The organism is Bradyrhizobium sp. WYCCWR15520 (genome assembly GCF_056174665.1).
Genome location: NZ_JBWBWM010000027.1, coordinates 24,250 through 48,953, shown reverse-complemented (window position 1 = coordinate 48,953; position 24,704 = coordinate 24,250). Strand labels below are relative to the sequence as shown.

The 24,704-nt window shown below is 58.4% G+C and carries 24 protein-coding genes and 1 pseudogene; 12 read left to right on the top strand and 13 right to left on the bottom strand.

All coding sequences use genetic code 11. The features are described from left to right. Nucleotides 1–233 precede the first annotated feature (233 nt). A complete protein-coding gene (locus AC0QUY_RS28245) occupies nucleotides 234–1,151 on the bottom strand; it encodes a septal ring lytic transglycosylase RlpA family protein (RefSeq protein ID WP_475389501.1) in 918 nt (305 codons plus the stop codon). 207 nt (nucleotides 1,152–1,358) lie between these two features. Here AC0QUY_RS28245 and AC0QUY_RS28240 point away from each other — a divergent pair, with 207 nt between their 5' ends. Beyond that, nucleotides 1,359–1,484, top strand: coding sequence for a hypothetical protein (locus tag AC0QUY_RS28240; protein ID WP_475389568.1), 126 nt, complete (start codon nucleotides 1,359–1,361; stop codon nucleotides 1,482–1,484). A gap of 156 nt (nucleotides 1,485–1,640) precedes the next feature. Here the strand turns inward: AC0QUY_RS28240 and AC0QUY_RS28235 are convergent, their stop codons facing one another. Further along, nucleotides 1,641–2,393, bottom strand: a complete 753-nt coding sequence (locus AC0QUY_RS28235) for a DUF4336 domain-containing protein (RefSeq protein ID WP_475389500.1) — start codon at nucleotides 2,391–2,393, stop codon at nucleotides 1,641–1,643. Nucleotides 2,394–2,527: 134 nt separating this feature from the next. Here AC0QUY_RS28235 and AC0QUY_RS28230 point away from each other — a divergent pair, with 134 nt between their 5' ends. The 3 genes from AC0QUY_RS28230 (at nucleotide 2,528) to AC0QUY_RS28220 (ending at nucleotide 6,038) form a co-directional block, all read left to right on the top strand. Beyond that, entirely contained in the window at nucleotides 2,528–3,034 is a 507-nt protein-coding gene (locus AC0QUY_RS28230; protein ID WP_475389498.1) for a methyltransferase family protein, read from the top strand. A gap of 197 nt (nucleotides 3,035–3,231) precedes the next feature. After that, nucleotides 3,232–3,786 carry a thioredoxin family protein gene (locus AC0QUY_RS28225; protein ID WP_475389565.1) on the top strand — a complete coding sequence of 185 codons (555 nt, stop codon included), beginning with the start codon at nucleotides 3,232–3,234 and terminating at the stop codon, nucleotides 3,784–3,786. A 1,598-nt stretch (nucleotides 3,787–5,384) separates the two neighbouring features. After that, nucleotides 5,385–6,038: a glycerophosphodiester phosphodiesterase gene (locus AC0QUY_RS28220; RefSeq protein ID WP_475389497.1), complete on the top strand. Its 654-nt coding sequence runs from the start codon at nucleotides 5,385–5,387 to the stop codon at nucleotides 6,036–6,038. A gap of 405 nt (nucleotides 6,039–6,443) precedes the next feature. Here AC0QUY_RS28220 and AC0QUY_RS28215 read toward each other — a convergent pair whose 3' ends face one another. After that, entirely contained in the window at nucleotides 6,444–9,053 is a 2,610-nt protein-coding gene (locus AC0QUY_RS28215) for an arsenate reductase (azurin) large subunit (RefSeq protein ID WP_475389496.1), read from the bottom strand. Between the two features lie 12 nt (nucleotides 9,054–9,065). Beyond that, nucleotides 9,066–9,587 (bottom strand): arsenate reductase (azurin) small subunit, encoded by a 522-nt coding sequence (locus tag AC0QUY_RS28210; protein WP_475389494.1) that lies wholly within the window; start codon nucleotides 9,585–9,587, stop codon nucleotides 9,066–9,068. 212 nt (nucleotides 9,588–9,799) lie between these two features. Between AC0QUY_RS28210 and AC0QUY_RS28205 the strand changes: the two genes are divergently transcribed. The 4 genes from AC0QUY_RS28205 to arsH all read left to right on the top strand — a co-directional run bounded on the left by AC0QUY_RS28205 (nucleotide 9,800) and on the right by arsH (nucleotide 12,600). Next, nucleotides 9,800–10,267, top strand: coding sequence for an ArsR/SmtB family transcription factor (locus AC0QUY_RS28205; protein ID WP_475389492.1), 468 nt, complete (start codon nucleotides 9,800–9,802; stop codon nucleotides 10,265–10,267). A gap of 190 nt (nucleotides 10,268–10,457) precedes the next feature. Continuing rightward, a complete protein-coding gene (locus AC0QUY_RS28200; protein WP_475389491.1) occupies nucleotides 10,458–10,829 on the top strand; it encodes an ArsR/SmtB family transcription factor in 372 nt (123 codons plus the stop codon). Next, nucleotides 10,826–11,884: an ACR3 family arsenite efflux transporter gene (gene arsB / locus AC0QUY_RS28195; protein ID WP_475389490.1), complete on the top strand. Its 1,059-nt coding sequence runs from the start codon at nucleotides 10,826–10,828 to the stop codon at nucleotides 11,882–11,884. The genes AC0QUY_RS28200 and arsB overlap by 4 nt, the downstream gene beginning before the upstream one ends. Continuing rightward, nucleotides 11,881–12,600 carry an arsenical resistance protein ArsH gene (gene arsH, locus AC0QUY_RS28190; protein ID WP_475389489.1) on the top strand — a complete coding sequence of 240 codons (720 nt, stop codon included), beginning with the start codon at nucleotides 11,881–11,883 and terminating at the stop codon, nucleotides 12,598–12,600. Before arsB ends, arsH begins: the two co-directional genes overlap by 4 nt. Nucleotides 12,601–12,984: 384 nt before the next feature. Here the strand turns inward: arsH and pstS are convergent, their stop codons facing one another. After that, entirely contained in the window at nucleotides 12,985–13,998 is a 1,014-nt protein-coding gene (pstS, locus tag AC0QUY_RS28185; RefSeq protein WP_475389487.1) for a phosphate ABC transporter substrate-binding protein PstS, read from the bottom strand. Nucleotides 13,999–14,161: 163 nt separating this feature from the next. Here pstS and AC0QUY_RS28180 point away from each other — a divergent pair, with 163 nt between their 5' ends. The 3 genes from AC0QUY_RS28180 to arsJ are packed head-to-tail and all read left to right on the top strand — an operon-like array spanning nucleotide 14,162 to nucleotide 17,319. Next, nucleotides 14,162–15,031, top strand: a complete 870-nt coding sequence (locus tag AC0QUY_RS28180) for a metalloregulator ArsR/SmtB family transcription factor (protein ID WP_475389486.1) — start codon at nucleotides 14,162–14,164, stop codon at nucleotides 15,029–15,031. A gap of 11 nt (nucleotides 15,032–15,042) precedes the next feature. Further along, complete coding sequence (locus AC0QUY_RS28175; RefSeq protein ID WP_475389485.1) at nucleotides 15,043–16,086, top strand: ArsJ-associated glyceraldehyde-3-phosphate dehydrogenase; 1,044 nt, start codon at nucleotides 15,043–15,045, stop codon at nucleotides 16,084–16,086. A gap of 3 nt (nucleotides 16,087–16,089) precedes the next feature. Continuing rightward, entirely contained in the window at nucleotides 16,090–17,319 is a 1,230-nt protein-coding gene (gene arsJ, locus AC0QUY_RS28170; protein WP_475389483.1) for an organoarsenical effux MFS transporter ArsJ, read from the top strand. Between the two features lie 186 nt (nucleotides 17,320–17,505). Here the strand turns inward: arsJ and AC0QUY_RS28165 are convergent, their stop codons facing one another. The 7 genes and pseudogenes from AC0QUY_RS28165 to AC0QUY_RS28135 all read right to left on the bottom strand — a co-directional run bounded on the left by AC0QUY_RS28165 (nucleotide 17,506) and on the right by AC0QUY_RS28135 (nucleotide 23,284). Further along, nucleotides 17,506–17,901: a winged helix-turn-helix domain-containing protein gene (locus AC0QUY_RS28165; RefSeq protein ID WP_475389481.1), complete on the bottom strand. Its 396-nt coding sequence runs from the start codon at nucleotides 17,899–17,901 to the stop codon at nucleotides 17,506–17,508. Nucleotides 17,902–17,925: 24 nt separating this feature from the next. Then, a pseudogene (phoB, locus tag AC0QUY_RS28160) lies at nucleotides 17,926–18,628 on the bottom strand (phosphate regulon transcriptional regulator PhoB). Between the two features lie 76 nt (nucleotides 18,629–18,704). After that, on the bottom strand, nucleotides 18,705–19,421 hold the full coding sequence (gene phoU, locus AC0QUY_RS28155) for a phosphate signaling complex protein PhoU (RefSeq protein ID WP_475389479.1): 717 nt from the start codon (nucleotides 19,419–19,421) through the stop codon (nucleotides 18,705–18,707). Nucleotides 19,422–19,447: 26 nt separating this feature from the next. Further along, complete coding sequence (gene pstB, locus AC0QUY_RS28150) at nucleotides 19,448–20,248, bottom strand: phosphate ABC transporter ATP-binding protein PstB (protein ID WP_475389564.1); 801 nt, start codon at nucleotides 20,246–20,248, stop codon at nucleotides 19,448–19,450. Between the two features lie 73 nt (nucleotides 20,249–20,321). After that, nucleotides 20,322–21,281, bottom strand: coding sequence for a phosphate ABC transporter permease PstA (pstA, locus tag AC0QUY_RS28145; protein WP_475389477.1), 960 nt, complete (start codon nucleotides 21,279–21,281; stop codon nucleotides 20,322–20,324). Further along, the gene (gene pstC / locus AC0QUY_RS28140) at nucleotides 21,281–22,189 is read right to left on the bottom strand and encodes a phosphate ABC transporter permease subunit PstC (RefSeq protein WP_475389475.1); all 909 of its coding nucleotides are present in this window, start codon (nucleotides 22,187–22,189) and stop codon (nucleotides 21,281–21,283) included. The genes pstA and pstC overlap by 1 nt, the downstream gene beginning before the upstream one ends. Nucleotides 22,190–22,282: 93 nt before the next feature. Continuing rightward, on the bottom strand, nucleotides 22,283–23,284 hold the full coding sequence (locus tag AC0QUY_RS28135) for a PstS family phosphate ABC transporter substrate-binding protein (RefSeq protein WP_475389474.1): 1,002 nt from the start codon (nucleotides 23,282–23,284) through the stop codon (nucleotides 22,283–22,285). 327 nt (nucleotides 23,285–23,611) lie between these two features. Between AC0QUY_RS28135 and AC0QUY_RS28130 the strand changes: the two genes are divergently transcribed. Beyond that, nucleotides 23,612–23,929, top strand: a complete 318-nt coding sequence (locus AC0QUY_RS28130; RefSeq protein WP_475389473.1) for an SUMF1/EgtB/PvdO family nonheme iron enzyme — start codon at nucleotides 23,612–23,614, stop codon at nucleotides 23,927–23,929. 233 nt (nucleotides 23,930–24,162) lie between these two features. Here the strand turns inward: AC0QUY_RS28130 and AC0QUY_RS28125 are convergent, their stop codons facing one another. Then, complete coding sequence (locus AC0QUY_RS28125) at nucleotides 24,163–24,342, bottom strand: hypothetical protein (protein ID WP_475389472.1); 180 nt, start codon at nucleotides 24,340–24,342, stop codon at nucleotides 24,163–24,165. Between the last annotated feature and the right edge of the window lie 362 nt (nucleotides 24,343–24,704).

Genomic DNA, 24,704 nt, shown 5'->3' with positions numbered 1-24,704 from the left:
GTCTGTCTCCGCAACGCTCCAAGGAGGGGCCAGGCGCGCATTCGTCGCACCGGGCTTCTTCATGAGCGCTGTTGTTCTTATCGACCCTAAAGGAGCGCCAGCAGGGGCGATCAGGGACCCTTGCAACCAATAATGCTTGTTGCCGTAAGCATCGACACGCCATTGGCGGCGGTCCAACAAGGGCAGTGGTGTTGCGTTTGGCCCTGCGCTGACGAAGCGGAGGCGCGCGAGAGCTATTGTTTGCTCCGAGGCTTGCTTGATTTCCGTAATGGCACCTTTGAGACATGCCGACGGACTCTGAAGATGTCTGCTTGCGGGGACGGACAGGAAGTGGCTGGTCGCAGGTCAGAGCGATGCGAATGACCCTTAAGAGACATGCTCGACCCTGTGCGCTCGATGGTGGAGACTGCTATCGAAGGATGACACCCGCGGCTCATCTCCTGATACTTTGTGTCTCCATTCCTTGCTGCGAGACTTCCCCTAGCAGACAAAAAGCTAAAGCACCTCAGCGCGAACCTGGGCCACGCCGCGGTCCGTAGTCCCAAATTGCGCGCAGCGCCGAGTGAAAGGTCGAGGACGCGGCCGCGAACCCAGGGTCCCCGGTCGGTCATACGAACTACTACAGACTTGCTGCTCGCAAGATCAGTTACACGAACTCTTGTGCCGAACGGCAGGTTGCGGTGGGCAGCGGTCAGTGAATCCCGATTGAACGAGGAACCACTCGCTGTTTTTCCTGTCGTATATGAATAGTAAGAGGCTTTTCTGGAAAAATCCCCGTAATTGTCGCCGAGCATCTCGACGCCCTTGAAGGCGGCCACGTCGATCAGGACGCCGCGCGTGAATAGCGCGCCTACATTATGGACGCCGAACTTCTTGAAGCCGGTGCGATCGGCGTTTTCGTCCACCTTCTGGCAATTGTACCAGCTGTTGAGATGGGTCTGGTGCGCAAATCCGTCGAACTGCGTGCCGACCTGGCCGAGCTCGGTGATGATGATTTCTTCGTTCGATCCGCGCATGTTGGAGAACTGGTTCATGAACGTGCGCTTGGTGTGCATGTCGAAGCGCCGCGTCCCGAAGAACGCCATGCTGGGACCGAGCACATGCGCGAGCTCGATCACCTCGCCAGTCTTGATCAGTTTTGCCGCGTTCATCACGGCCGCGGGTTTTTGATGATTGACCGAACCGCGCTCATCGGCCGCGCCCCATTTCGACGGGCAGCGCTGGCTTTCCGCCGAGACCGTCCAGCTCGGTGCCTGCGCGTTGGCAACCGTGGAAAACGCAAGGGTGACCGCCGCACCCCATAAGAATGCCTTTCATCTGTGTGGGCGCTCTGCAAATGGCGCCCTTGGGAACAGATAATGCATCAAGCCCTGGTGATGGGATTCAGCGACACCTTTGCGGTGATCGGCATCGTGCTGGTGCTGGCCGCACTCGCGGTTGCGCTGACTCGCAAGGTAAGGGGCACTGCTGGTGGCGCGCATTGAACTATGAAGCTGGCACTTAGCTGATCCCACTGTTCCAGCGAATGTCCGCTTCGCGCGCCAAGAGCTGCCCTCCTGGCCAAGTCGCATTTTGACTCGGAGCGGAAATTCGGGCTAGTGACCAAGTTTGACATTCTCATTCGAGCGAAGCGCAATGGGCTAGAGCGCCCATCCGAACGTGCGTTGCAGAGTCTCACTGGCGTTCGAATCGAACCAGCGCCCGTGGCTGAGAATGATGCGTTCTGGCCATGACAGCATTTTTTGGACCGCCGCTCGCGTCTTTCGTTTCTGCAAAAGAAGCAGCAACCGCATGCCGAAGAATATTTGGCCGCGCGGATAGTACATTCCGGTCAGCTTGGCGGCGAACCGCCATGGCTGCCTGATCATGTCAAGCTCAAGGTTTATGATGGTGTCAGCCAATATGAGGGTTTTCGACTCCTTGTGGAAGAAAACAATCTCCCCGAAAATTCCTCCGGGAACGGCGGTCTGATCAATTTCGGCGCGCCATTCCTCCGGCGGTTCGATGCCGATGTCTCTATCGAAATGCACATCGATGCCCCGCGAGCGGGCACGCTTGCGTGCGCGCGGAGAGGCCCAGGCAACCGCCCCCGGAAACGCACGCGACCACTCGCCAATGCGCGCGTAATGGAACTGGTTCGGAGATACGAGGTGGCGGACTGTGCCCATCGCCTGCAGGCGGTCAGCGAGCGCAGGCTCGAATGCGATGGGGGAGTGGATGAACAGGTCGCCGTTGCCGAGCCGCACCACGGTCATCCGAGTAGTAAACGGCAACGGAAGCCTTACTCCGGCCGTCGTCAAATACTCGAAAGGACCGTCCACTATACCGATGTTCCGGGCGACCGGCTTGTATTGATTTAGGGGTTCGCAGACCTCTGACGCGGCACCAGCCATGGTCTAATCGCCTATTCGATACAGCGGACTTGGGCAGGGCAACGCCGAGCGGCCCTCCACATCCGGGTTTGATCCAAGGCAGACCTGACGCTCCCGGTGCGGAGCGCTATAATAGGAAAGAATGGATCGTGTCCATGCGAAGAACCGCCGCCGTCATCGGCACCGCCATCTTCTTCGTGTTCGTGCCCTGCGTGGTGGCCGGGGTGGTGCCGTGGTGGATTTCGCACTGGGAGTTTAGGTTGTCGTTTCTCGGCGTCGAGCTCACGCGCTTCGTCGGCTCCGCGCTAATTCTTGCCGGCGTATCCGGGCTCGTGGATTCATTCGGGCGTTTCGCGCTGCAGGGGCTCGGCACGCCAGCGCCGATCGCCCCGACCCAACACCTCGTCGTTACCGGCCTCTATCGCTATGTGCGCAATCCAATCTACGTGGCGGTCGCCGCCGTCATTTTCGGCCAGGCGGTCCTGTTTGGCGATTGGCGGCTGTTCGCCTACGGCGCGGTCTTCTGCCTCGTCTGCCACCTGTTTGTCGTGGGCTATGAGGAGCCGACGCTAAGAAAATCATTCGGGGCGAAATACGAAGCTTTCCGCATCAATGTGCCGCGTTGGATCCCGCGCCTGACCGCGTGGCGAGGCCGTCGGTAGCGGCTGCAGCGTATAACCTTGGCGCTGATTATTTATGGGCTTCTCCTGAAGGCTCTTCAGCAAAGTTTGTCCGAAAGTGGCCCGCACCGACGAAATCCCGCACTCGTCCAAATGCCGGCTGTTAAGGGTCGACCGGAAATGGCTGACGTATGGCCAAAACGACGCGACTGATATATTTGGGCACAAGGAGGTGCGATATGGCGACAACGGCTACCCAAGTCGTTCTTGATACGCCGGCGGCGGAGTTCCGGCTTCCGGCCACCGACGGCAAGACTTACGCACTGGACGACGTTGCGGGCGAAAAAGGCACGGTCGTCGTCTTCATCTGCAACCATTGTCCCTATGTTAAAGCGGTGATCGACCGCATGGTTTCGGACGCCCGCGTGCTGATGTCGGAGAGCATAGGCTTTGCGGCGATTTGCTCGAACGATGCGGCGAGCTATCCCGAAGACTCATTTGAGAATATGAAGCGTTTCGCGAAGGCTCATGATTTCCCGTTTCCATATCTCCACGACGAGACTCAGACAGTCGCTCGGGCGTATGGGGCGGTCTGTACGCCGGACTTCTTCGGTTACAATGCCGACCGCAAGCTCAAGTATCGCGGCCGCCTCGACGAAAGCCGCACAACTCCGCCTCGCGCGGGGGCGCCCCGAGAGCTTGTCGAGGCCATGCGCGCGATTGCGACCACCGGTCTGGCGCCGGCTGACCAAAAGGCGTCTATTGGCTGCTCGATCAAATGGAAGGACGAATAAAGCCGAGCCCTGTCAACATGTTTCGTATCTAAGACCGCCGCGTGCGGCAGCATTTGCTGCACATGTGCGATTTGACTAGCGACATCACGAGGGCCCAGCGGCGGCTACCGGAGTCGCATTCGCCCCTTCTGCTTCAGGTCTGCTTCCGGGGCAACACGGACATCAACCGGTGAGATAACCGGCTAAGTCGGTCGAAATGACCCAACTGAGACATTGGCGCGGGGCTTCTGTCCCGCGTTTTGCGTTTAGGACCACGGCGGCTCTTCGCTCGCCCCGGCTGCCTCGTGGTGGATCGTGACACCCGCCGAACGCAAGCCGGTCAGCAATACAGTTCTTACAGAGGCAGGATCGAATCCAATATCCTTGGCGTTTGGTGGATGTGCCTCGCTGCCCTTCAATCGGAGCGCCAAGTGCAATTGCTCGCAAGGTGCTGAACGACGAGATTGACCTGATCGTCAGTCATGATCTGCTTTTCCTGCTACCATTTTGCTACCCAACTAGGTAGCACACATGAAAATGGGGCGGTACGCGATTTACCGCCCCAAGGATCAACCCCACGCGATTGCCCATGTACTTCAGCCCACGCTATGGGGCGAAAACCAGAAGCGGGAGCCGGTGTCAATCACTGGCGATGCCCAACGGATGGTGCCGCATGCACGGGGACCCTCGCCCGGCGCGCCGAAGGGGAATAAGGTCTTCGGCTCGACACGGTCGACGATGCGGCGCTGCATGTCCGGTGTTGCGCCAAACTGAGAAGATCTCAATATGAGCAAATGTTTTCCGCTCTTCCGCCGATAGCGGACATTCCTGGTCGGGACCGCTAAAAGTTAGAGAGGCTGTTACTCTTGCTTGTCGGAGAAAGATTCAACCCTGAGCAAACTGCAGCGCAAGTTATTGCGCTCGCCCCTTGGTTTTCAGAACTGTACTAAAATGACCAAGTACGAAGCTTTGGAGAAAAATGTCGTCTCCAGCCGCAAATTGCCGTCTCTTCGGCAATCTCTAGTACGGTCCGTCACTCAGAAGGTCTCAGTTTGTTGGGGATTTTGGGGCTGGTCGACCGAGCTCGACAGCAGACTGCCCTGGTCGATGGCGGAGGGAGAGGAACTGGGGTCTAACCTTCTCCATGTACCCCATCGTACCCCAACGGGCCCAGGTGGACTTGATTCATGTTCCAAGGGGCCACCGCGCGCAAACGGCTGTGTGTGGATCCTTTGCCGCTAGTGGATTGATGCCCACGTAAGAGTCCTTGTTGGGATTCCCATGGCCTTGGCGTCGTGCGAGTCTGCGGGCTGCGTACTGGCGTCACCGTCTATCTGAGCCCGACTGATCGCAAGCGCCTGCAAGCGATCGTCGATGACCGCAACAGCTCCCAGAAGCACGTCTGGCGCGCCCGGATTGTGCTGGCGACGGCCGACGGGCTGGGCACGCGACGATCACCGGAAATAACCGTTTCCGGGATGATCCACGGCCCACGCGCGCTATCCAAATAAGCCCGCGCCGCCGCGCTGATCAGGGGGTCAACGTCGTGGCCGCGGATTGACATTTCTCTCTACGGGGAGATTGCATGGCGCGCGCAGCTTGGCTTTACGGACCTCGTCATGAAGCTTATTGCGCATCGTGGATGGTCCGCGGGTCGGGGTGAAAACTCGCTCGCCGCGTTCGCACGTGCCGCTAGTGACGGCAGAATATCTGGTGTCGAATTCGACGTCTGCCTTGCAGCGGATTCCGACACATTGGTGGTGTCACACGACCCGCCGCGTCATGTCGAGAATGCGCTTACCCTCGATGCGGCACTGTCGCTTCTTTCGCCGACTGACCTTGAACTGTTTGTGGAGGTGAAGGAGACGGGACTTGTCTCTAGAGTCATCGAGAGACTGGTTGCCAGCAACGTGGCCCATCGCTCGGTCGTATTTGCCTTTGCCGCCGTCGCAAGATCCTTTCCGTGGGAGGGTGCGCGACCGGTGCGCCTGGGCATTATCGTCATGTACCCGTGGAACCTGAATCGTGCGGTGCGCAGGTATGCGCCGGATGTCCTCCTGCTCGGCTGGGACGCGCGCGCTTGGACGCGACTCGCTTTTCGCGCCTGGTGGTCCATTTTCTCACTTGAGCAGCTTGCGCGACGCCACCACGTGCCGGTTGTGGTAGGAATCGTGCAACGCATGGACGACCTTCATTGGCTCTCGCGGCAGCGCCTCTACGGGGCGGTTGCCGACGTCGGTCGCACTATCGGCCGCAGCGCCAGACCTGACTAGGCCGGCGCAAATCCGCTCATCGCCCGTGAACTATTCGAAAGCAGCGACAGATCGGCCTGATCTGACGTGGGGAAGCATCGATTTTGCAGGAAAGCCGGGTGCGGAGCCCGGTTCTCTTGCGTTTTGGATCGGGGTGGCTGTTGTTCTGAGGACTGGATTGACTGAACGAGCCACGGTGCGAGCAAAGATCGCAAGTTGGCTGAGAAGCAGAGCAAGGCGACCTACAGGCCATCCAACAGGTCTCGGACCGGCTGGACGGAACTCGCCGAAAAGCTGGCAAGACGAATGAAACTCGACGTGGCAATCTACGGCCGGTCGCGACGGTCGAAGGTTGCATCCCTCTTCGATACTTGAAGTTGCCCGGGACGCAGGCGCCCGGGCAAGTTTTGGGGAGGAGCATTGAGATCAGGCGACGTATTCGTTTGACTTGAAGGTCAAATGTTTCACGCCCTCGGGTGCATCTGCAATCTTGCGGATGCCGGCCCAAGTTTGTTTGTAATTGGGAATGACGAACTCGTTCACTCCCGCCGAGACCACGTTACCCTGCACACCGGTCGGATATGCGAACAGCATGAAAGTCTGCTTCCGCTTCGCCGTTGGCGTCGGATAGGCGACGGCCTGGGTCGATCCATTGTCGTTATAGACCTCAATCAAATCGCCGGCCTTGACGCCTAGGTCTGTCATATCCTGTGGATTCATTTCGATGAACGGATAGGGCCAGCGGTCCATCACCAGCTTGTTTTCGACATCAAGATAGGCGCTCTGCCAAACGTGATTGGTTCGGCCATTGTTGATGAGGAATGGCCATTTGTGCTTCTCGGCTTCCTTGCCTTCCGCCTGGAGACCGCGCCACTTGGTCTCCATAAACGTCGCCTTACCATCCTTGGAGTTGAACTTGCCGTCGGCATAAAGGCGCTTCGTGCCGATGATACGCGCCGCGTCCATGGGCGCGGCTGCCGGTGCGCCTGTTTGCGTCGGCACATCCTTTTGCACCGGCTCCTTACCCCGCGCGCCTTCGATGGCGGGTCCCTTCAGCACTTCGCCCGGCCGGCCTGTCGAGGTGGCTTCGCCCACCGTTCCGGTCGATTCCAGGCCGACGGCAGGCTCCTGGAAACCATTCGTGCCCATGGCCCGCAGACGCGCATAGGTGACGAATTCGCCGCCTTTTTCGTGCTTGGCATATCCGTCCATGAAGGCGTCTTCTTCGGTCTTCCAGTCGAACCCCTTAAATTGGTCGGCTTGCTGGTTCTTGCCCTGCTCGCGCAAGACGCGCTCCATGTGATTGGCAATGCGTGCGGCGATGAGGCAATCCGGCATCGCCTGCCCGGGCGGATCCATGTAGCGTTCGGTTAGCCGCATGCGCCGCTCGCCATTCATCGACGTAAGATTCGCCTCTCCGGCAGTCGCGGCTGGCAGCCAGACATGACATGCTTGACCGATCTTGGTCGGAACAATGTCGACATCGACGGCGAACAATCCGCCTTTTTTGATCGCGCCTGCGATGGCATTCACCAATGCCGGGCGGTCCCCATAGGGCACAGCCGACATTGCATCCTTCACGATGTCGGTGCGCTTCTTATACGCCTGTTTGAAATTCAGAGCGTTCAGCGTGGTCTTATAGTGATCGCAGCCCCAGATGTGATGAACGCCGCCCTTGCCTTCGATAAGCAGCTTGTCGACATAGGCGGCAGGACGTCCGGCATGTGCGTCCGATGGTCGCGAATAGCCTTCCTGATGTCCTCCCATACGCACGCATCCGCCGCCCGGCCGCCCGATGTTGCCAGTGGCGAGCGCCACGTTCACCAGTGCGCCATTGGTGCGATAGTTGTCATTGCCCCAGATTAGGCCCTTCTCGTAAGCGAACATGGTTCGCCGCCGGATACCCCCTTGTTTGGGCTGCGCAATCCATTCAGCCGATTGCCGGATCTGGTCAGCCGTCAGTCCGGTGATGCCCGCGGCCTCTTCGAGACTCGTTTTATTGGTGGCGGCCGCCTTGTCGAAATCCTTGGTCGAGGCGGCTATGAAGGCTTTGTCAGTCCAACCCTTGTCGTTGATATAAGTAAGCCAAGCGTTGAACAGCGCGAGGTCCGTCCCTGAATTGATGGCAAGATGCATCACGCGATCCTTGCCGGTTTCGACCTCGCAGGCATTCACGGTGACAGTGCGGCGCGGATCGACGATAACGACGCGCGCCTGCTCGACCGGTTCCGTACCGAATTCCGCTTTCTTCTTGTCTACCGAGGTGCCGCGCAAATTCGGTACCCAATGTTTGAGGAAGTAGTTGGTCTGGGTTTCAAGCGCGTTGGTACCGACGGCCACGATGGTGTCGGCAAGCTCAGCGTCCTCGTAACAGTTGTTGAGTTCGCCCACGCCCATGTCGCGAGTAGCGTGAACTTCCGAATTGTAGGCGGGACGATTGTGGATGCGGATGTTCTTGACCTTCATCGCTCCGAAATAGAGCTTGCCAGTGCCCCAGGTGTTCTCGTAGCCGCCACCCGCGCCGCCATGATCGAACGCGGACACGAACAGCCCATCCTCACCCATGTCGTTGATGACGGCGACGGTCACGCGGGCGACCAGATCAAGCGCGTCGTCCCAGCTCGTGGGTTGCATCTGGCCATAACGCCAGACCATCGGATCAGTGAGCCGTTGCAACTGCGTATTGCGCGCCTGCGAATAACTCATCTCCGCAATGCGGGCACCGCGAATTGAACCAAGCCCGGAATTCACGACGCAGTTCTTGTCGGGCTTGATGACGATATGGACGTCTTCACCATCCTGCTGGACGATGTTGTACATGGCCGGCGAATACCACGCAGCGGTCTCAGCTTCCTGCTGCTTGCTAAGATCGATGCCGAATTTATTCTGATCAGGTGCGGTCCCACCCTGTCTGTTCGCAGCCCAAGTATAAGCTTTGTAACCGCAACCAACGATGCAGTAGTGACAGGTGACGTTAAACTCCTTCGCGTCCTTCGGGATAATTGGGAGGCGGTCAATCTGACGTTTGTAGGCCATTTTTTCCTCCCCTCAGAGAACGTTGGAAAGCCGGCCGTACAGGAGCTCGTCGAGACCTTCGGCATAGATATCGCCATTGGCGTCGACGCGCAGCGTGTACTGCGGCAGGTTCTGCGTGGCCTGTCCCCAGATTTGCTGGCCTCCGGCTTCGCAATCGAAGCGTGAATAATGTCCCGGGCAGTTCAGTGTCTTGTCAGCGGCGTTGTATTTGAGCGGAAATCCTTTATGCGGGCAGATCGTAGTGAAACCCACGATGTCGCCATCCGGCCCAACACCCGATGGGACGCGCTTGCCGAGCTTGAGCAGAACGCCCGGCGCGTCGGCATCGGGATAGGCCACATGAAGCGGCTCGTTGACCTTTAGATCGCTTACATTCGCAAGCCTGTTGACGGGGTAATCAACGCGAGCGGCCGCAGGCAATGCTTTGGCCTGTGGCGGTATCATCGTCGATGCTGCGGCGCCAGCTGCAGCTAGGCCGGCACCGCCTAGAAATTTACGGCGACCGACATCGACCATTCGATTGCAATGGGTCATGGACGTCCTCCTCGGCGCGCCGGCACGCCTACCGGCGGGTTCCTCCGGAACGCCGGTACGCCTACCGGCTCGGCGTCTCTTGCTTTTGATTGTTACAAAGCCTCGATGAGGTTTTGCGGATATCTCGAGACGTCTCGACATATGAATAATGGAAACGTCCTAGTTTGTCACCTAGGCTAGCGAGGCAGACGCCATGGAAGGGAGTTGGTGCAATGCGAAAGACCATGCTGGCTGTCGCGAGCCATGCGACGCACGTCAGTTCGGGACAGGCGCTTTCGGAGGCGCACGCGATTTCCGGCCTTGCTGCCCTTGCTCAACCGACCCGCCTTGCGATCTTTCGGCTTCTGATCAAACATCAGCCCGTTGGTATTTCGGCTGGCGTGATCGCAGGGACGATCGGCGCACCGCACAATACGCTGTCGTCTCATCTCGCCATTCTGGTGCGAGCCGGACTATTGCGCAGCTCTCGCGAGGGGCGAACAATTATCTATCGCGCGGACGTCGAGGGTATGCGGTCGCTGATTTCTTTTCTCGTGGACGATTGTTGTGATGGACATCCTGAACTTTGCAACTTGTTGGGCCTAGCAACGGGCGCTAGCTCTGGTTGCGGCTCAGTTCCGAAGAAAGCCAATACCAAGAGTCAACCGAAACCCAAGGCCCGTACTAAAAGAGCCCTCTAACGGCTGTCCGCCCACGGCACCTCAGCGTATCGCGTTCGGGTCGTTTGCTATTAGGCCAAGTTGGTATCGCGGCCATCGCGTCATAGCCCTGGGCTTGTGTCAGCGCGGGAATCACCGGAACTGGCGCGCTCATTGTTAAATCTTCAGACAGCGAGTTGACAGCGCAAGAATTATCCACATATCTCGATATATGAAAAACACCGACGCCATAGCCGCGTTGGCGGCTCTCGCCCAGGCGACCCGCCTCGATACCTTTCGCCTGCTGGTGAAAAGTGAACCGGAGGGGGTTGCTGCCGGCGAGTTGGCGCGGCTCGTCGGCGTCCCTCAGAATACGATGTCGGCCCATTTGTCGATATTGTCCCACGCCGGTCTCATCGCAGGTGAGCGGCGTAGCCGCACCATTATTTACCGGGCCAGCATCAAGACCTTTCAGGAACTCATGTTGTTCATGATGCAGGACTGCTGCGGCGGTCGTCCCGAGGTTTGCGAACCACTCATCGAGAGTTTCCTGCCTTGTGCCCCACCCAAGGGAAAACGCAAGGAACGAGGTGAAGCAAAATGAATGTCTTCGAACGTTATCTGTCGCTATGGGTCGCCCTATGTATCGTCGTCGGCGTTGTGCTGGGGCATGCAATGCCGGGCGCATTTGCAGCTGTCGCCGGCGCGGAAGTCGCCAAGGTCAACATTCCTGTAGCGGTCTTGATCTGGCTGATGATCATACCGATGCTTCTAAAAATCGATTTCGGCGCGCTGGGCCAAGTCCGCGAACATTGGCGCGGTGTGGGCGTGACGTTGTTCATCAATTGGGCGGTGAAGCCGTTTTCGATGGCCCTGCTCGGAACGTTCTTCATCGGGCATCTGTTCGCGCCACTTCTCCCAGCCGCGCAAATTCCTTCCTATATTGCGGGGCTTATCTTACTAGCCGCGGCACCCTGCACGGCGATGGTATTCGTATGGTCGAACCTGTGCGAAGGCGAGCCGCACTACACGTTGAGTCAGGTCGCCCTAAACGACGTATTGATGATCTTCCTCTTTGCGCCGCTGGTTGGGCTTTTGCTGGGAGTTGCATCAATCTCCGTTCCCTGGGCAACGCTGCTGCTCTCTGTTGCCCTCTACATCGTCGTGCCGGTGTTCATCGCACAACTTTGGCGACGGTTCCTGCTCGCAAGCGGCAAAGACGCCTTTGATCAAACGATGAACCGTTTGCAACAGGTTTCCCTCGTCGCCTTGCTGGCGACGTTGGTGCTGCTGTTTGCCTTCCAAGGAGAGCAAATCCTGACGCAGCCGGCAGTGATCGCGATCTTGGCGGTACCGATCTTGATCCAGGTTTACCTGAACGCCGGCCTCGCCTATTGGCTCAGCCGACGCTTCGGCGTTGCATGGTGCGTCGCGGCTCCCGCGGCCCTGATCGGCGCGAGCAATTTCTTTGAACTCGCGGTAGCCGCCGCGATCAGCCTCTTCGGACTTAATTCAGGCGCTGCCCTCGCCACTGTCGTCGGGGTCTTGGTGGAGGTGCCGGTGATGCTGTCGGTCGTCAAAATCGTCAAGGCTTCACGCGGATGGTACGAAGCCGGCGCGCGTCCCCAGACTAACTTAGAAGCAGAGTCGCGAACATGAGCCGCATCCACGACCTTCCGAACATTGTTTCAGAGAACTTTCTTGCTCCCGCAGAAGGAGCCCTGTTCGCACCGCAGGTTGCACACCGGCCGCGCATTCTGCTGCTGTACGGTTCGTTGCGAGAACGGTCATATAGCCGCTTCGCCACTGTGGAAGCAGCTCGATTGTTGGAAGCCTTTGGCGCTGAAACCCGAATCTTCAATCCTTCCGGATTGCCACTGCCGGACGACGCCCCGTCCGAGCATCCAAAGGTGCAAGAACTGCGGGACCTGTCGGCCTGGTCTGAAGGCCAAGTGTGGTGTAGCCCCGAGCGCCATGGCGCCATGACCGGCATCATGAAGGCTCAGATCGACTGGATACCGCTATCCATCGGCGCCGTGCGGCCGACCCAAGGCAAGACCTTGGCGGTCATGCAGGTCAGCGGCGGTTCGCAATCGTTCAACGCGGTCAATCAGCTTCGGGTGCTTGGCCGTTGGATGCGTATGATAGCCATACCCAACCAGTCATCGGTCGCAAAGGCGTATGAGCAGTTCGATGATGCCGGCCGTATGAAGCCGTCGCCGTATTACGATCGTATCGTGGACGTGATGGAAGAGCTTGTGAAGTTCACGCTGCTGACGCGGGGGAGGTCATCCTATCTTACGGATCGCTACAGCGAGCGTAAGGAAGAAGCGGCAAAGCTGGCAGGACGATTACAGCTGGATCGCGCGCTGTAGGAAACCAAGCGGCGCAAACCGGTGCGGCCCGATCGTTAGGACGCAGGCCCCTAAGCTACCTGGACCTTTGGATCGGGACCTCCTCCTCCCCCTCCTCCTCGCGGTCTTCCGCCTTGATGACCGCCATGGCTATCTAAATCGAACCGACGGTCGGTCAAAACCGCAGAGAGCCCCTGACGGCGCAGCTCTCCGATTACAGCCTCAGCCACCCGGATTAGGCGGCGGGCTTCCCTGGCAGAATCGTCGTTGACCATCGGTTAGTGTCCTCCCACCCGACCAAGATCAGCAGCTCTCGCTGCTCGATGACGTGCGGATCAAGGCCGGCGTTGTGGATCAAGCGCCGCGTATCCATGTGCCCGCGCTTCCGCAGACCGTTATCCCCGATCAACCTCCGAAATCCGAATTCCAGTAGCTTTCGACTTGCCGAACGAGATTGGGCGGTAGCGGAACGTAATGCAGAGCGTCGGCCTGTGCCTGTCCGTTCTCCAGCGACCACTTGAAAAAATCCCTGGCCAGTTTTGCTCGTTCGAAATTCTTTGGTTGTTTGTACATGATGATGAAGACGGTAGCGGTGATAGGATAAGCATTCTCGCCGGAAGCGTCCGTCATGATCAGGAAGAAGTCTTTCGCTCCGCTCCAATTCGCGCTCGCGGCCGCCTGGAAGGTCTCGGCGCCGGGCTGGACGAAACGTCCTGCCTTGTTCTGCACGAGTCCGTAGGCAAGCTTGTTCTTGACGGCGTACGCATACTCCACGTAGCCGATCGAGTTCTTTGCAACCCCCACGAACGCCGCAACCCCTTCGTTGCCCTTTCCGCCTGCGCCCACGGGCCACTCGACTGTTGTGCCCTCACCCACCTTCTCCTTCCATTCGGGGCTGACCTTCGAGAGATAATTCACCCAGTTGAACGTCGTCCCCGACCCGTCCAGCCGATGAATGACTGAGATTGCGGCCGCCGGCAACTTGACGTCCGGATTGAGCGCGCGGATCGCCGGATGGTCCCAATTCTTGATCTTGCCGAGAAAGATGTCCGCGAGGATCGCACCGGAAAAGCGCATGACGCCGGGGCCGACACCCTCGACGTTGACGACGGGCACAACGCCGCCGATCACAAGCGGGAATTGGCCGAGACCGCTCTTCTCCAATTCGGCCGGCTTCAAGGGCATGTCGGAGGCACCGAAGTCGACTGCTGCAGTCCGGATCTGATGTAGGCCAGCGCCTGACCCGATCGGCTGATAGCTGATCTTGTTTCCGGTTTTGGCCTGATACTCCGCAGCCCACTTCTCGAGAATGGGCCAGACGAACGTGCATCCGGCTCCGGTTGTCTCCGCGGCACGAGTTGCGGAACCCAACAATGATAGTGCCGATGCCAAGAGGATTGCCTGACAGAGCTTGATCATCGATCCCTCCCTAGTGTATATTTCTATCAGTCCCGACATATAGACGAAAGATGACGCTACAATGACGCCAAGACCGCGCTGTCAGTGACCAACTGTCATTACTCCGTCACGTAACTTGTCGATGAATACCGACGCAATCGCGAGTTTCGCGAAGGATTAACCGATGGATCAGACGAGTTTCACCGAGACGGCAATCGAGGGCTTTGGGTCGCTCGCGCAGCCGACGCGCCTGCACGCGCTGCGCCTCCTTCTCGCCGCTCATCCAGCGAGTTTGGCTGCGGGCGAAATCGCCAAACGCTGCGAGGTGCCTCACAACACCATGTCCAATCATCTCGCAATCCTGATGCGGGCCGGCCTGGTCGCTGTTCAAAAGGACGGCCGAGCGATGAACTACCGGGCCGATGTTGACGGCTTTCGCGGGTTGGTCGAGTTTCTCGCGCGCGATTGCTGTAACGGGAAACCTGAGCTCTGCGGCTTTCTTCCGGACCGGATCGCGCCGCCTTCCGAAGAACCTGGGACCGACGTTGTGGCGCCGGCCTTCAACGTCCTGTTTCTGTGCACGCATAATTCCGCACGCTCGATCATGGCTGAAGCGCTTTTGCAGAAATTCGGTCGCGGACGATTTCATGCCTACTCTGCCGGTTCCGATCCGGCTGAAGCCCCTTTGCCCGAGGTTGTCGAACGCCTAACGCACCTGGGGCATGACGTCGCCCATTTGCGGTGCAAGTCGTGGGACGAGTTCACCGGCCCAGAGGCGCCGCGCATGGATTTTGTCATCGCGCTTTGCGACACACCGCAGGGGCAGTTCTGCCCGGACGTCGGAACAAAATTCGTGACCGGCGCGTGGCCGCTACCGGACCCGGCACAGTTCACGGGGTCGGCCTCCGAGCGGACGACGTTGCTGAACGAGCTCTACGCGATGATCCGGCGAAGGATTGAAATCTTCATCAGTTTGCCGTTCGCGGCCCTCGACCGTATGGCCTTGAAAGCACGCCTGGACGAGATCGGCGACACCACACGAATGTCTCCCTAAGAGGAATTTCTATGAAAGTTGGCATCAATGGCATGGGCCGCATCGGAAGGCTCGTGCTGCGTTCGGCATTCGGCGGCATATGGCGTCCAGAGGGCGATCCGCGCGCGAAAAACCGTCTGGACGTTGCACACATCAACGAGGTGAAGGGCGGCATTGGGGCTACTGCACATCTGCTCGAATTCGATAGCATCCATGGTCGTTGGCACGAAACCATCGGGGTGGAGGCCGGCGCCTCCATTGCCTTTGGAAAGAAGAGCGTCGGCTTCAGCGAACATGCCTCGCCGGGTGACGTTGCATGGGGCGATCTCGGTTGCGATGTCGTGCTAGAATGCACCGGCAAATTTCTGAAGCCGGATCAGCTTCAGGCGTACTTCGACCGGGGCGTCAAACGGGTGATCGTTGCCGCTCCTGTCAAAGATGAGGCTGCGCTCAACATCGTGGTTGGCGTCAACGATCACCTCTACGATCCCAAACGGCATCGGCTGCTGACGGCGGCGTCGTGCACGACAAACTGCCTGGCGCCCGTCGTCAAGGTCATTCATGAATCCATCGGAATCCGGCACGGCCAGATCACAACGATTCATAATCCGACCAATACAAACGTCGTCGTTGACGCACCGCACAAGGATCTTCGCCGCGCAAGATCCGCGATGCTTTCGATGCAACCCACAACGACCGGCAGCGCTACCGCAATTTCGTTGATCTATCCGGAACTCAAGGGCAAGCTGAACGGGCACGCCGTGCGCATTCCCGTCTTGAACGCCAGTTTGACGGACTGCGTATTCGAACTGAAGCGCCCGACCACGGTCGAGGAGGTAAATCGGCTTTTCAAATCGGCATCGGAGAGCGTTTTGGCCGGTATCTTGGGTCTAGAGACCAGACCCCTCGTCTCGGCCGACTACAACAACGACCCCCGCAGCTCGATTGTTGATGCTTTGAGTACGATGGTCACGGACGAGACTCTCCTGAAGGTCTATGCTTGGTACGACAATGAAGTCGGGTACGCCTGTCGGATGGTCGATCTCGCTAACATTGTTCAACGAGCGGGCGTTTAAGCCATGGTCCGAAACTACCTCATAGTCACGGCATCCTATTGGGGCTTCACGCTGGTCGACGGCGCATTGCGTATGCTCGTCCTCTTTCATTTTTTCCGGTTGGGTTACACCCCATTCACCCTCGCGTTTCTCTTCCTGCTTTATGAAGCGGCGGGGATTGGGGCCAATCTAGCTGGCGGCTACTTCGCATCACGTTTCGGCATTCCCCGCATGCTCGCGATCGGCCAGATGCTCCAGATCGCTGGCCTCTTCATGTTGTCGGCGCTCGACCCCGGATGGGGCGCCGTGGCCTCCGTCGCTTGGGTCGTGGTCGCCCAAGGCATCGCCGGCGTCGCCAAGGATCTGACTAAGACCGCATCGAAATCGGCGATCAAGGCGACATCCGCCGAAGGCAGCGGGCAGTTGTTCCGCTGGGTCGCGTGGTTCACCGGTTCCAAGAACGCGATGAAGGGGATCGGCTTCTTTATCGGCGGATTGTTGCTCGATCTCGTAGGATTCCGTAACGCGCTCTGGATGATGGCCGCGCTGCTCAGCGTGATCTTCGTCGCCGGCTTGCTGCTGTTGCCGCGCCAACTCGGTAAGGCCAAGTCGTCGAAGACGATGCGGGAATTGTTCGGCAAGTCGCGTGGCGTCAACCTGCTGGCCGCCGCCCGGATATTCATGTTCGGTGCAAGAGACGTGTGGTTCGTGGTCGGCCTACCGGTCTTTCTGTATGCATATGGCTGGCGCTTCTTAGAGGTCGGTGGATTTCTTGCCGCATGGACCATTGCATACGGGGGGATTCAGGCCATTGCGCCCTCGCTCGTCTCGCGCAGCGCCGACGGTTTGAGTCGCGAGGTCCCGGCCTCGCGAATGTGGGCGGCGGTGCTTGCCGCTGTACCGATCACCTTGGCCGTGATCATGAATGTAACGGATGTTGCGCGCCCCGATATTGTCCTTGTTGTAGGCTTGGCACTTTTCGGCCTGCCGTTCGCGGTAAACTCCTCGCTGCACTCCTATCTCATTCTAGCCTATGCGGGGTCGGAGAAGGCCGCCGAAGACGTCGGCTTCTACTATGCAGCGAACGCTGCTGGGCGGCTGCTCGGCATTACCCTATCGGGCGTTTTGTATCAGGTAGCCGGTATCTCCGGATGCCTGGTTGGTTCAGCGGTCATGCTACTTCTATGCTGGCTTATTACGTTCCTGCTTCCGACTCAGGAAACGCTCTCGTCGGTTCGCGAGCAAACGGTTTAAGGGACAGGAATATTCGATTTACCAGACCAACCGCTGGGCTACTCGGACGGCTCTGGGTTTGTTAGCCTGAGAAATCGCCCCACGGCCTGCCGTTCGCAAGGTCGATCTGAGCGGAACTAAGTGGTGCTGCTTCGATTCGGCGCACCAGAGCCGAAGTGAAACGCCCCGATCATTTAGCCGCTAGGATCACGGCCGTCCTTCAACGTCAGAAGTAGACAACCTTTGTTTGGACTGTGCGCGGCGCTTCGGAGCCTCGAACACATAGCCCAGCTTGCGGGCCGTTCGAATGGGCATATCGCGTCTACGTCCGCCGATAGCCCGGCGCAGGCGCGCGATCTCGGCGTCGACAGTGGTCTCCGCAATCGTCGATTTGGGTCCCCACACAAGCTCCCTCAATGCTCGTCGGGAAAACGGCTCCCCAGGATGCCGCATGAAAACATCCAACAATCGGAATTGCCGCATCGACAGCCGGAGGGCTTGGTTACCTCGCCAAGCACGAATGGTCTCGCTATCGAGAAAGAACTCCCCGACGGCCGTCAGATGATGCAAGGTGACTTCTGTGGTGTCGGCAGGTTCGTCCATTGCGTCGATTGGTTTTATTTGGTTTTATTGATCTTCTTTCGCGAAACGATCGTCGAGAGCGTAACCGGCGCCCCGGACAGTGCGGATCGGATCCTGCTCGCGGCCAGGGTTCAACAGTTTACGCAGGCGCCCGATGTGCACATCCACGGTACGCTCGTCGATAGATATCACGGCCCCAGACGCTGTCGAGCAATTGCTCGCGGCTGAACACCCGTCCCGGATGCTCCAGGAAAAATTCCAAGAGGCGATACTCGGTCGGGCCGAGATCGATCGGGCGGCCCGAGCGCACCACGCGGCGCTTCTCGCGGTCGAGCTCGATGTCGCCATAGGTCAGCACGGCGGCAAGACGCTCGGGACTTGTGCGGCGCAACATGCCCTTCACCCGCGCCAGCAATTCCGGCACCGAGAGCGGCTTGACGATGTAGTCGTCGGCGCCGGTGGCCAGCCCCCTGATCCGCTCGCTTTCCTCGCCGCGCGCGGTCAGCATGATGATCGGCAGCTGCCTGGTCTCCGGCCGCGCCCTTAGGCGCCGGCACAGCTCGATCCCCGACAGGCCCGGCAGCATCCAGTGCAGCACGATCAGGTCGGAAACCCGCTCCTTCAACCTGGTATCGGCGTCGTCGCCGCGGGCGACCGTTTCGACGTCGTAACCCTCAGCATCGAGGTTGTAACGCAACAGGGTGGTCAACGCTTCCTCGTCTTCCACCACCAGTATGCGCGCGGTCATATGTGAAGCCTTCTCTTTTTGATTGACGCGTTTTCTTCACGCGAATTGGCATCCACCCTGCTCGAAGAACGCGCTCTCAGTTGTTCGGCACCGTGGTGGCGAACGTCGTTATGTCGCCCTTCGGGCGCTTGTCGAGGAGCTGCTGGCCTTCGATCATGTAGAACACGGTTTCGGCGATATTGGTGGCGTGATCACCGATCCGTTCAATGTTCTTGGCGCAGAACATCAAATGGATGCAGAACGAGATGTTGCGCGGATCTTCCATCATATAGGTCAGGAGTTCGCGGAACAGCGAGGTGCAGATGGCGTCGACATCCTCGTCGCCCCTCCAGACCGCCATGGCCGCCGGCAGGTCGTGCGCGGCGTAGGCGTCGAGCACGGATTTGACCTGCGACTGCACCAGATCGGTCATGTGCTCGAGCCCGCGCATCAGCTTCAGGGGCTGGAAATCGCTCTCCAGCGCCGCAACCCGCTTGCCCATGTTCTTGGCGAGGTCGCCGATCCGCTCGAGATCGGTTGCGACCCGCATGGCGCCGACGATTTCGCGCAGGTCGACCGCCATCGGCTGGCGCCGCGCAATGGTCAGCACCGCGCGTTCCTCGATCAGGTGCTGCAGGCGGTCGATTTCGACGTCGGAAGCGACGACGCCCTTGCCGAGTGCGACGTCGCGGCGGACCAGCGCATCGACGGATTCGGTGATCAAGCGTTCGGCGAGGCCACCCATCTCCGCGACCAGCCGAGTCAATTCCTGCAGATCTTCGTCGAACGCCTTCGCGGTATGATCAGAAGCCATGTCTGTTCTCCTTGCGACTATGCGCGTCAGCCAAACCGGCCAGTGATGTAATCCTGCGTGCGCTTGTCCCGCGGATTGGTAAAGATCGTCTGCGTCACTCCTTCTTCCACCAATACACCGAGATGAAAGAACGCCGTGCGCTGCGAGACCCGTGCGGCCTGCTGCATCGAGTGAGTGACAATGATAATTGTAAAGTTCTCTTTCAGATCGTCGATCAGTTCTTCGATACGGGCGGTCGCGATCGGATCGAGCGAGGAGCACGGCTCATCCATGAGAATGACTTCCGGTCCGACAGCGATAGCACGAGCGATGCAAAGACGCTGCTGTTGGCCGCCCGACAACCCGGTTCCTGACTCACGGAGCCGATCCTTAACCTCCTCGAAGAGTCCTGCTTTTCTTAGGCTGGTTTCAACAATCCCGTCCATATCCGCCTTGCTGCGTGCGAGACCATGAATTCGAGGCCCATAGGCGATATTGTCGTAGATCGATTTGGGAAACGGGTTTGGCTTCTGAAACACCATACCTACACGGGCACGAAGTTGAACCACGTCAAGGCCACGCTCATAGATATTGGTGTTATCGATCTCGATGTCGCCGGTAACGCGGCATATCGGAATCGTATCGTTCATTCGATTGAAACAGCGCAAGAACGTCGACTTGCCGCAACCGGAGGGACCGATGAACGAAGTGACCGACTTCTCCTGAATATTGACCGTAACGTCAAAAAGCGCCTGTTTCTCTCCGTAGAAGACGTTGACATTCTTTGCGGTAATTTTCGACCGATTTGCGAGAACTTCGCTGGATGCGCCAATCGTCACCGATGGCATTGTTGGTGCGCTGTGGGTGTTCATCGAAAACTCCGTAACTCTGGGCTTGCCGTATGCGCTCGCAAATCAAGCCTTACCATTGCAGCTTCTTTCGAAGCCGATAGCGGAAGTAAATGGCGACACCGTTGAGAAGAAGCGTAATCGCCAACAAAACAAGGCCGGCTGCGGCGGCATTGGAGTGGAAATCTTCGCCCGGGCGAGACACCCAGTTGAACGCTTGGATCGGCAGAACCGTGAACCCTTCGAACAACCACGCAAATGATATGAAAGGAAACTCGGCGCTGACGGGCGACGGAGGCAGGAATGCGATGAACGAAAGGGCACCGATAGTGACAAGCGGCGCGGTTTCGCCGAGAGCACGGGAAATACCAATAATAACGCCTGTCAGCACCCCAGGAACGGCCGCTGGCAGAACGTGGTCTTGCGTGACTTGCCACTTTGTTGCGCCGATACCGTACGCTGCCTCACGCAGGCTCCATGGAACGGCACGTAGTGCTTCGCGTGTGGCAACGATAATGATGGGCAGGATTAGCAGAGCCAGCGTGAGGCCAGCCGTAAATATACTCCGGCCCGTCCCGAAGCCGTAGACAAAGAGTCCGAGGGCCAGAAGACCAAAGACGATCGATGGAACGCCTGCAAGATTGCTGACATTGATTTCGATGACATTCGTCCAGATATTCTTGGGTGCATACTCCTCGAGATAAATTCCCGCGGCCACGCCGAGAGGAACTCCAATAAAGGCTGTGACCGAAATCACGAGAAGCGAGCCAACCCAAGCGGAGAGGATACCTGCCTGGCCCGCGCGCCGGGACGGGAAATTGGTAAAGAAGTCGGCAGTCAGCCTTGGATAACCTGAAGCGGCCAGATCGATCATCAGCGCGGCCAGCGCAATCAGTCCAATGGATGTGGCAGCGAGTCCCAGACAAATAAAGATTACTTCGTTCGTCCGGCGACGCTTGAGACGATCGACAAATGCGTTGTCAACCGCACGGCTCGTCGCCCTATCGCCAATCATCGTCGATGTGGTGGACATTAGTAGACCTCGCGGAATTTATGGCGGAGCCAAAACCCGGCAATGTTGAAGCAGAGAGTGAGCAGGAGAAGCGCCAATCCGGTGGCGAAGATCGTCTGGTAGGCAAGGCTGCCGTGCGGCAGATCGCCTAGGGCAACCTGAACGATATAAGCGGTAATCGTAGCGGCGGGTTCGCGTGGATCGACGGTGAGATTTGGTTGTTGGCCAGCAGCAATCGCGACGATCATCGTTTCGCCAACTGCGCGCGACATTCCAAGAATGAAAGCGGCCGCCACTCCAGAGGTCGCGGCAGGGAGAACGACTTTGATGGCCGTCTCAAGCCGAGTTGCTCCCATCGCCAACGAACCGTCGCGAAGGTTGTTGGGGACAGCGCGCATGGCATCTTCCGACAACGAGGCCACGTACGGAATGATCATTATGCCGATGACGATGCCCGCACTTAAAATGTTGAAGCCCGGCAGGTTTGGAACAAAAGTCTGCAAAAACGGCGTCATGAACAATAGGGCAAAGAAACCATACACAACTGTCGGCACGCCGCTTAGCAGCTCCAGGATCGGCTTGACGATTTCGCGAACCTTGGGTGACGCGAACTCGCTGAGATAAATCGCGGTCACAAGCCCGATGGGCGCAACAAACAACAGCGCAACAAAGGTGCTCAGAAGCGTGCCCCCAAGAAGAGGAAGGATACCGTATCGCGGGTTTGCGAAGAGAGGAGTCCAGGTCGTTCCGAACAGAAACTCTGAAATCGGCACCGAGCTGAAAAACCCGATCGATTCGTAGATCAGCACGGCAACGATAGCGATCGTTACAAAAACCGACGATGCGGCCGCAACAAGAAGAACGAATTCAATCGCACGCTCGCGTAGTCGTTGGATGCGGCGCTCGCCGACAGTCAGTGCAGACGCCATAGTTATTCCCCATTAGCCCCGGTCAGAGGGCCCGGAGGGGCTTATCGGCTCCTCCGGGCCAATGCTCCGCCGTTTGATCAGGTCTTCTATCGATCAGGTCTTCGCGTCGCGCTTCATCAGGTCTTCGACCGACACGCCGACCTCAGGGACGCCACCGAATACCGTGCCAAGCCGGCCATCCTTGAAGTGCTTGTGCGCAGTTGCGTAGGCAGCAGGAGGAAGCGGCAGATATTTCACTTCCGTTATAAGCGCCGGGCCTTTGGTCATGAGGAAATCGACGTACTCCTTCACCTCGGGCTTCTCGGCGGCCTTGGTGCTGACATAGATGAAGAGCGGGCGCGCGAGCGGGTTGTAGGTGCCGGCGGTAACCGCCTCGAGCGACGGTTTCACGCAGCCTTTGCCCTTGCCTTCATCGATGCCCAAGGCCTTCAGCTTATTCTTGTGCGGCTCGTAATAGGCGAACGGGATATAGCCGAGCCCATTCTCGTCGCGCTCGATGCCCGTCACGAGGACGTTGTCATCTTCACTCGCGGTAAAGTCAGCGCGGGTAGCCTTGGCTTTGCCATTCACGGCCTCGGTAAAATAATCGAATGTGCCTGAATCAGCGCCCGCTCCAAAGAGCGCCATCTTCTTATTCGGCCATGCCGGATTGACGTCACTGAAGTTCATCACCTTGCCCTGGGCAGCAGGTTCCCAAATCTTCTTCAGATCGGCAACGGAAATGCATTCCAGGAACTTGTTCTTCGGGCTGACCGCGACAGTAAGCGCATCGAAGGCAATCGGCATCTCGATGAACTTGATGCCGTTCTTGGCGCATTCATCCATTTCCTGGCGAAGGATCGGCCGCGAGCCATTCGAAATGTCCGTCTCGCCGCGGCAGAATTTCTTGAATCCACCGCCGGTGCCCGAAATACCGACGGTCACACGAACCTCGGCCTTCTTTAGTTTTTGGAACTCTTCGGCGACTGCCTCAGAAACCGGGAAGACGGTGCTCGAACCGTCGATGGTAATGGTTTTCGTCTGCGCGAATGCCGGTGTATTTAACGCGCCGGCAAGAGCTACGAACGACGTGGCAGCAAGCAACTTCGCTCTCATATCAAACTCCTGTGGTTAGACGTTCAAGGCTGGTTCAAAAACGCTTAACGCCGGAGCGGCACCCTAAGAAACTTCTCGTTGTGGATTTATGATGCCTTGACGACCGCTTTGATGAATTCAGAGGTCCGTCGGGCGGGCGGTCGATCACCTGGGATCGCGTTCCGAAGCAACCCGGTAGAGACGCGGCAAAGGCATAATATTACGGTTATGTGACAGTCGCGTGACTGAAGTCGGACAGCTGTACTTACCGGTTGTTAACCCTCGAACCGCGCCTACTCTGTCGCGGGTGCAGGACTGCTTCAGGGACAGCTGCTAGCGCGCCGGTCGATGGCTCCGCCCGTCACATACGGAGATTGCACCGACCGTGTCGTGCGCGGCGGTTCCTGGATCGGCAATCCATTGGGCGTCCGATCCGGAAGCCGCTTCCTTATCACCCCAGACGTCCAGGACAACTGGGTCGGCTTTCGTTTGGCCAGAACATTAAAATCGTCGCCCGTAAAACAACGTGGCAATGAGGTCCGGTCTGGGGTCAAAACCGACCTCGTTGCTCAGCCCGGTAGCCCGTTCACAAGCAGTGCGGTTGAGATCAAGCCAGATCCAGAGCCGGCGAACGACCGAAAGTACGGACGGACCGGCGAGCGATGAAACTCGCCTGCGCGAAGAGTAAGGAGTAGCTCTCTACATCGCCCCGGCCGTGCCTGCCTCCATGTCGGTTAATGGGCTTCAAACTCACGATTGATAAGGTTTCGCCTCTTTGCTTATCAGTGCGCGGACTGACTCCATTTGTGTAATTTGAGCCCCGTCTCGTAGCGAGCCGCCAATCAATTGGTGGCGCCAATGGGGTGTCCGTTATTGCCAAGGAGAGCTTCCATAACAGCTCATTCTGCGAAAGCCACCATCGCCAACTCGGGCAGGCCGTCATGGGCGCTACCATCAAGCGTGCGAAATCGCAGATAATCGTGGGCTGCCGTACGAAATAGTGGGAAGAAGTAGCGGGCGAGCGCTACCGTTTTTCCGCACAACCCACCTGATTTTTCTGCTCCCTGAATCTTACGCATGAAGGCCCGCGGCAAGCTGGAGCGATGCCGCTTGGACCGGACCAATATGGCCAAGGCGTCGGCAAGGGATCAGCGTGACAAATCAACTTTCCGGTCTCGGCACCGTCCATTGCCGTAACCGCCATACGACCCCGACTTGGCTGTCATTGATCGACATCGGCGTGAGGCAGTGGGCGTGCTCAACGACGTAGTCTGGCAGTGCGGACGGCACCCTGCCCGCATGTCTTTTGATGGACACGCAGCTCGGGGACCGCATAGCGCTCACGGATAAGAGTACGAACCCGCCGATTTCTGCGCTGCGCTACGCCACTGCCCTCTTGTGAGCAAATGGTGGTTTTCCTTCGCGGGGCGTTGGTTCAAAT

Coding starts and splice junctions, on each gene's coding strand:
- AC0QUY_RS28245 (WP_475389501.1), bottom strand. CDS start 1,151: ATGAACGCGGCAAAACTGATCAAGACTGGCGAGGTGATCGAGCTCGCG.
- AC0QUY_RS28240 (WP_475389568.1), top strand. CDS start 1,359: ATGCATCAAGCCCTGGTGATGGGATTCAGCGACACCTTTGCGGTGATC.
- AC0QUY_RS28235 (WP_475389500.1), bottom strand. CDS start 2,393: ATGGCTGGTGCCGCGTCAGAGGTCTGCGAACCCCTAAATCAATACAAG.
- AC0QUY_RS28230 (WP_475389498.1), top strand. CDS start 2,528: ATGCGAAGAACCGCCGCCGTCATCGGCACCGCCATCTTCTTCGTGTTC.
- AC0QUY_RS28225 (WP_475389565.1), top strand. CDS start 3,232: ATGGCGACAACGGCTACCCAAGTCGTTCTTGATACGCCGGCGGCGGAG.
- AC0QUY_RS28220 (WP_475389497.1), top strand. CDS start 5,385: ATGAAGCTTATTGCGCATCGTGGATGGTCCGCGGGTCGGGGTGAAAAC.
- AC0QUY_RS28215 (WP_475389496.1), bottom strand. CDS start 9,053: ATGGCCTACAAACGTCAGATTGACCGCCTCCCAATTATCCCGAAGGAC.
- AC0QUY_RS28210 (WP_475389494.1), bottom strand. CDS start 9,587: ATGACCCATTGCAATCGAATGGTCGATGTCGGTCGCCGTAAATTTCTA.
- AC0QUY_RS28205 (WP_475389492.1), top strand. CDS start 9,800: ATGCGAAAGACCATGCTGGCTGTCGCGAGCCATGCGACGCACGTCAGT.
- AC0QUY_RS28200 (WP_475389491.1), top strand. CDS start 10,458: ATGAAAAACACCGACGCCATAGCCGCGTTGGCGGCTCTCGCCCAGGCG.
- arsB (WP_475389490.1), top strand. CDS start 10,826: ATGAATGTCTTCGAACGTTATCTGTCGCTATGGGTCGCCCTATGTATC.
- arsH (WP_475389489.1), top strand. CDS start 11,881: ATGAGCCGCATCCACGACCTTCCGAACATTGTTTCAGAGAACTTTCTT.
- pstS (WP_475389487.1), bottom strand. CDS start 13,998: ATGATCAAGCTCTGTCAGGCAATCCTCTTGGCATCGGCACTATCATTG.
- AC0QUY_RS28180 (WP_475389486.1), top strand. CDS start 14,162: ATGGATCAGACGAGTTTCACCGAGACGGCAATCGAGGGCTTTGGGTCG.
- AC0QUY_RS28175 (WP_475389485.1), top strand. CDS start 15,043: ATGAAAGTTGGCATCAATGGCATGGGCCGCATCGGAAGGCTCGTGCTG.
- arsJ (WP_475389483.1), top strand. CDS start 16,090: ATGGTCCGAAACTACCTCATAGTCACGGCATCCTATTGGGGCTTCACG.
- AC0QUY_RS28165 (WP_475389481.1), bottom strand. CDS start 17,901: ATGGACGAACCTGCCGACACCACAGAAGTCACCTTGCATCATCTGACG.
- phoU (WP_475389479.1), bottom strand. CDS start 19,421: ATGGCTTCTGATCATACCGCGAAGGCGTTCGACGAAGATCTGCAGGAA.
- pstB (WP_475389564.1), bottom strand. CDS start 20,248: ATGCCATCGGTGACGATTGGCGCATCCAGCGAAGTTCTCGCAAATCGG.
- pstA (WP_475389477.1), bottom strand. CDS start 21,281: ATGTCCACCACATCGACGATGATTGGCGATAGGGCGACGAGCCGTGCG.
- pstC (WP_475389475.1), bottom strand. CDS start 22,189: ATGGCGTCTGCACTGACTGTCGGCGAGCGCCGCATCCAACGACTACGC.
- AC0QUY_RS28135 (WP_475389474.1), bottom strand. CDS start 23,284: ATGAGAGCGAAGTTGCTTGCTGCCACGTCGTTCGTAGCTCTTGCCGGC.
- AC0QUY_RS28130 (WP_475389473.1), top strand. CDS start 23,612: ATGGCTCCGCCCGTCACATACGGAGATTGCACCGACCGTGTCGTGCGC.
- AC0QUY_RS28125 (WP_475389472.1), bottom strand. CDS start 24,342: ATGCGTAAGATTCAGGGAGCAGAAAAATCAGGTGGGTTGTGCGGAAAA.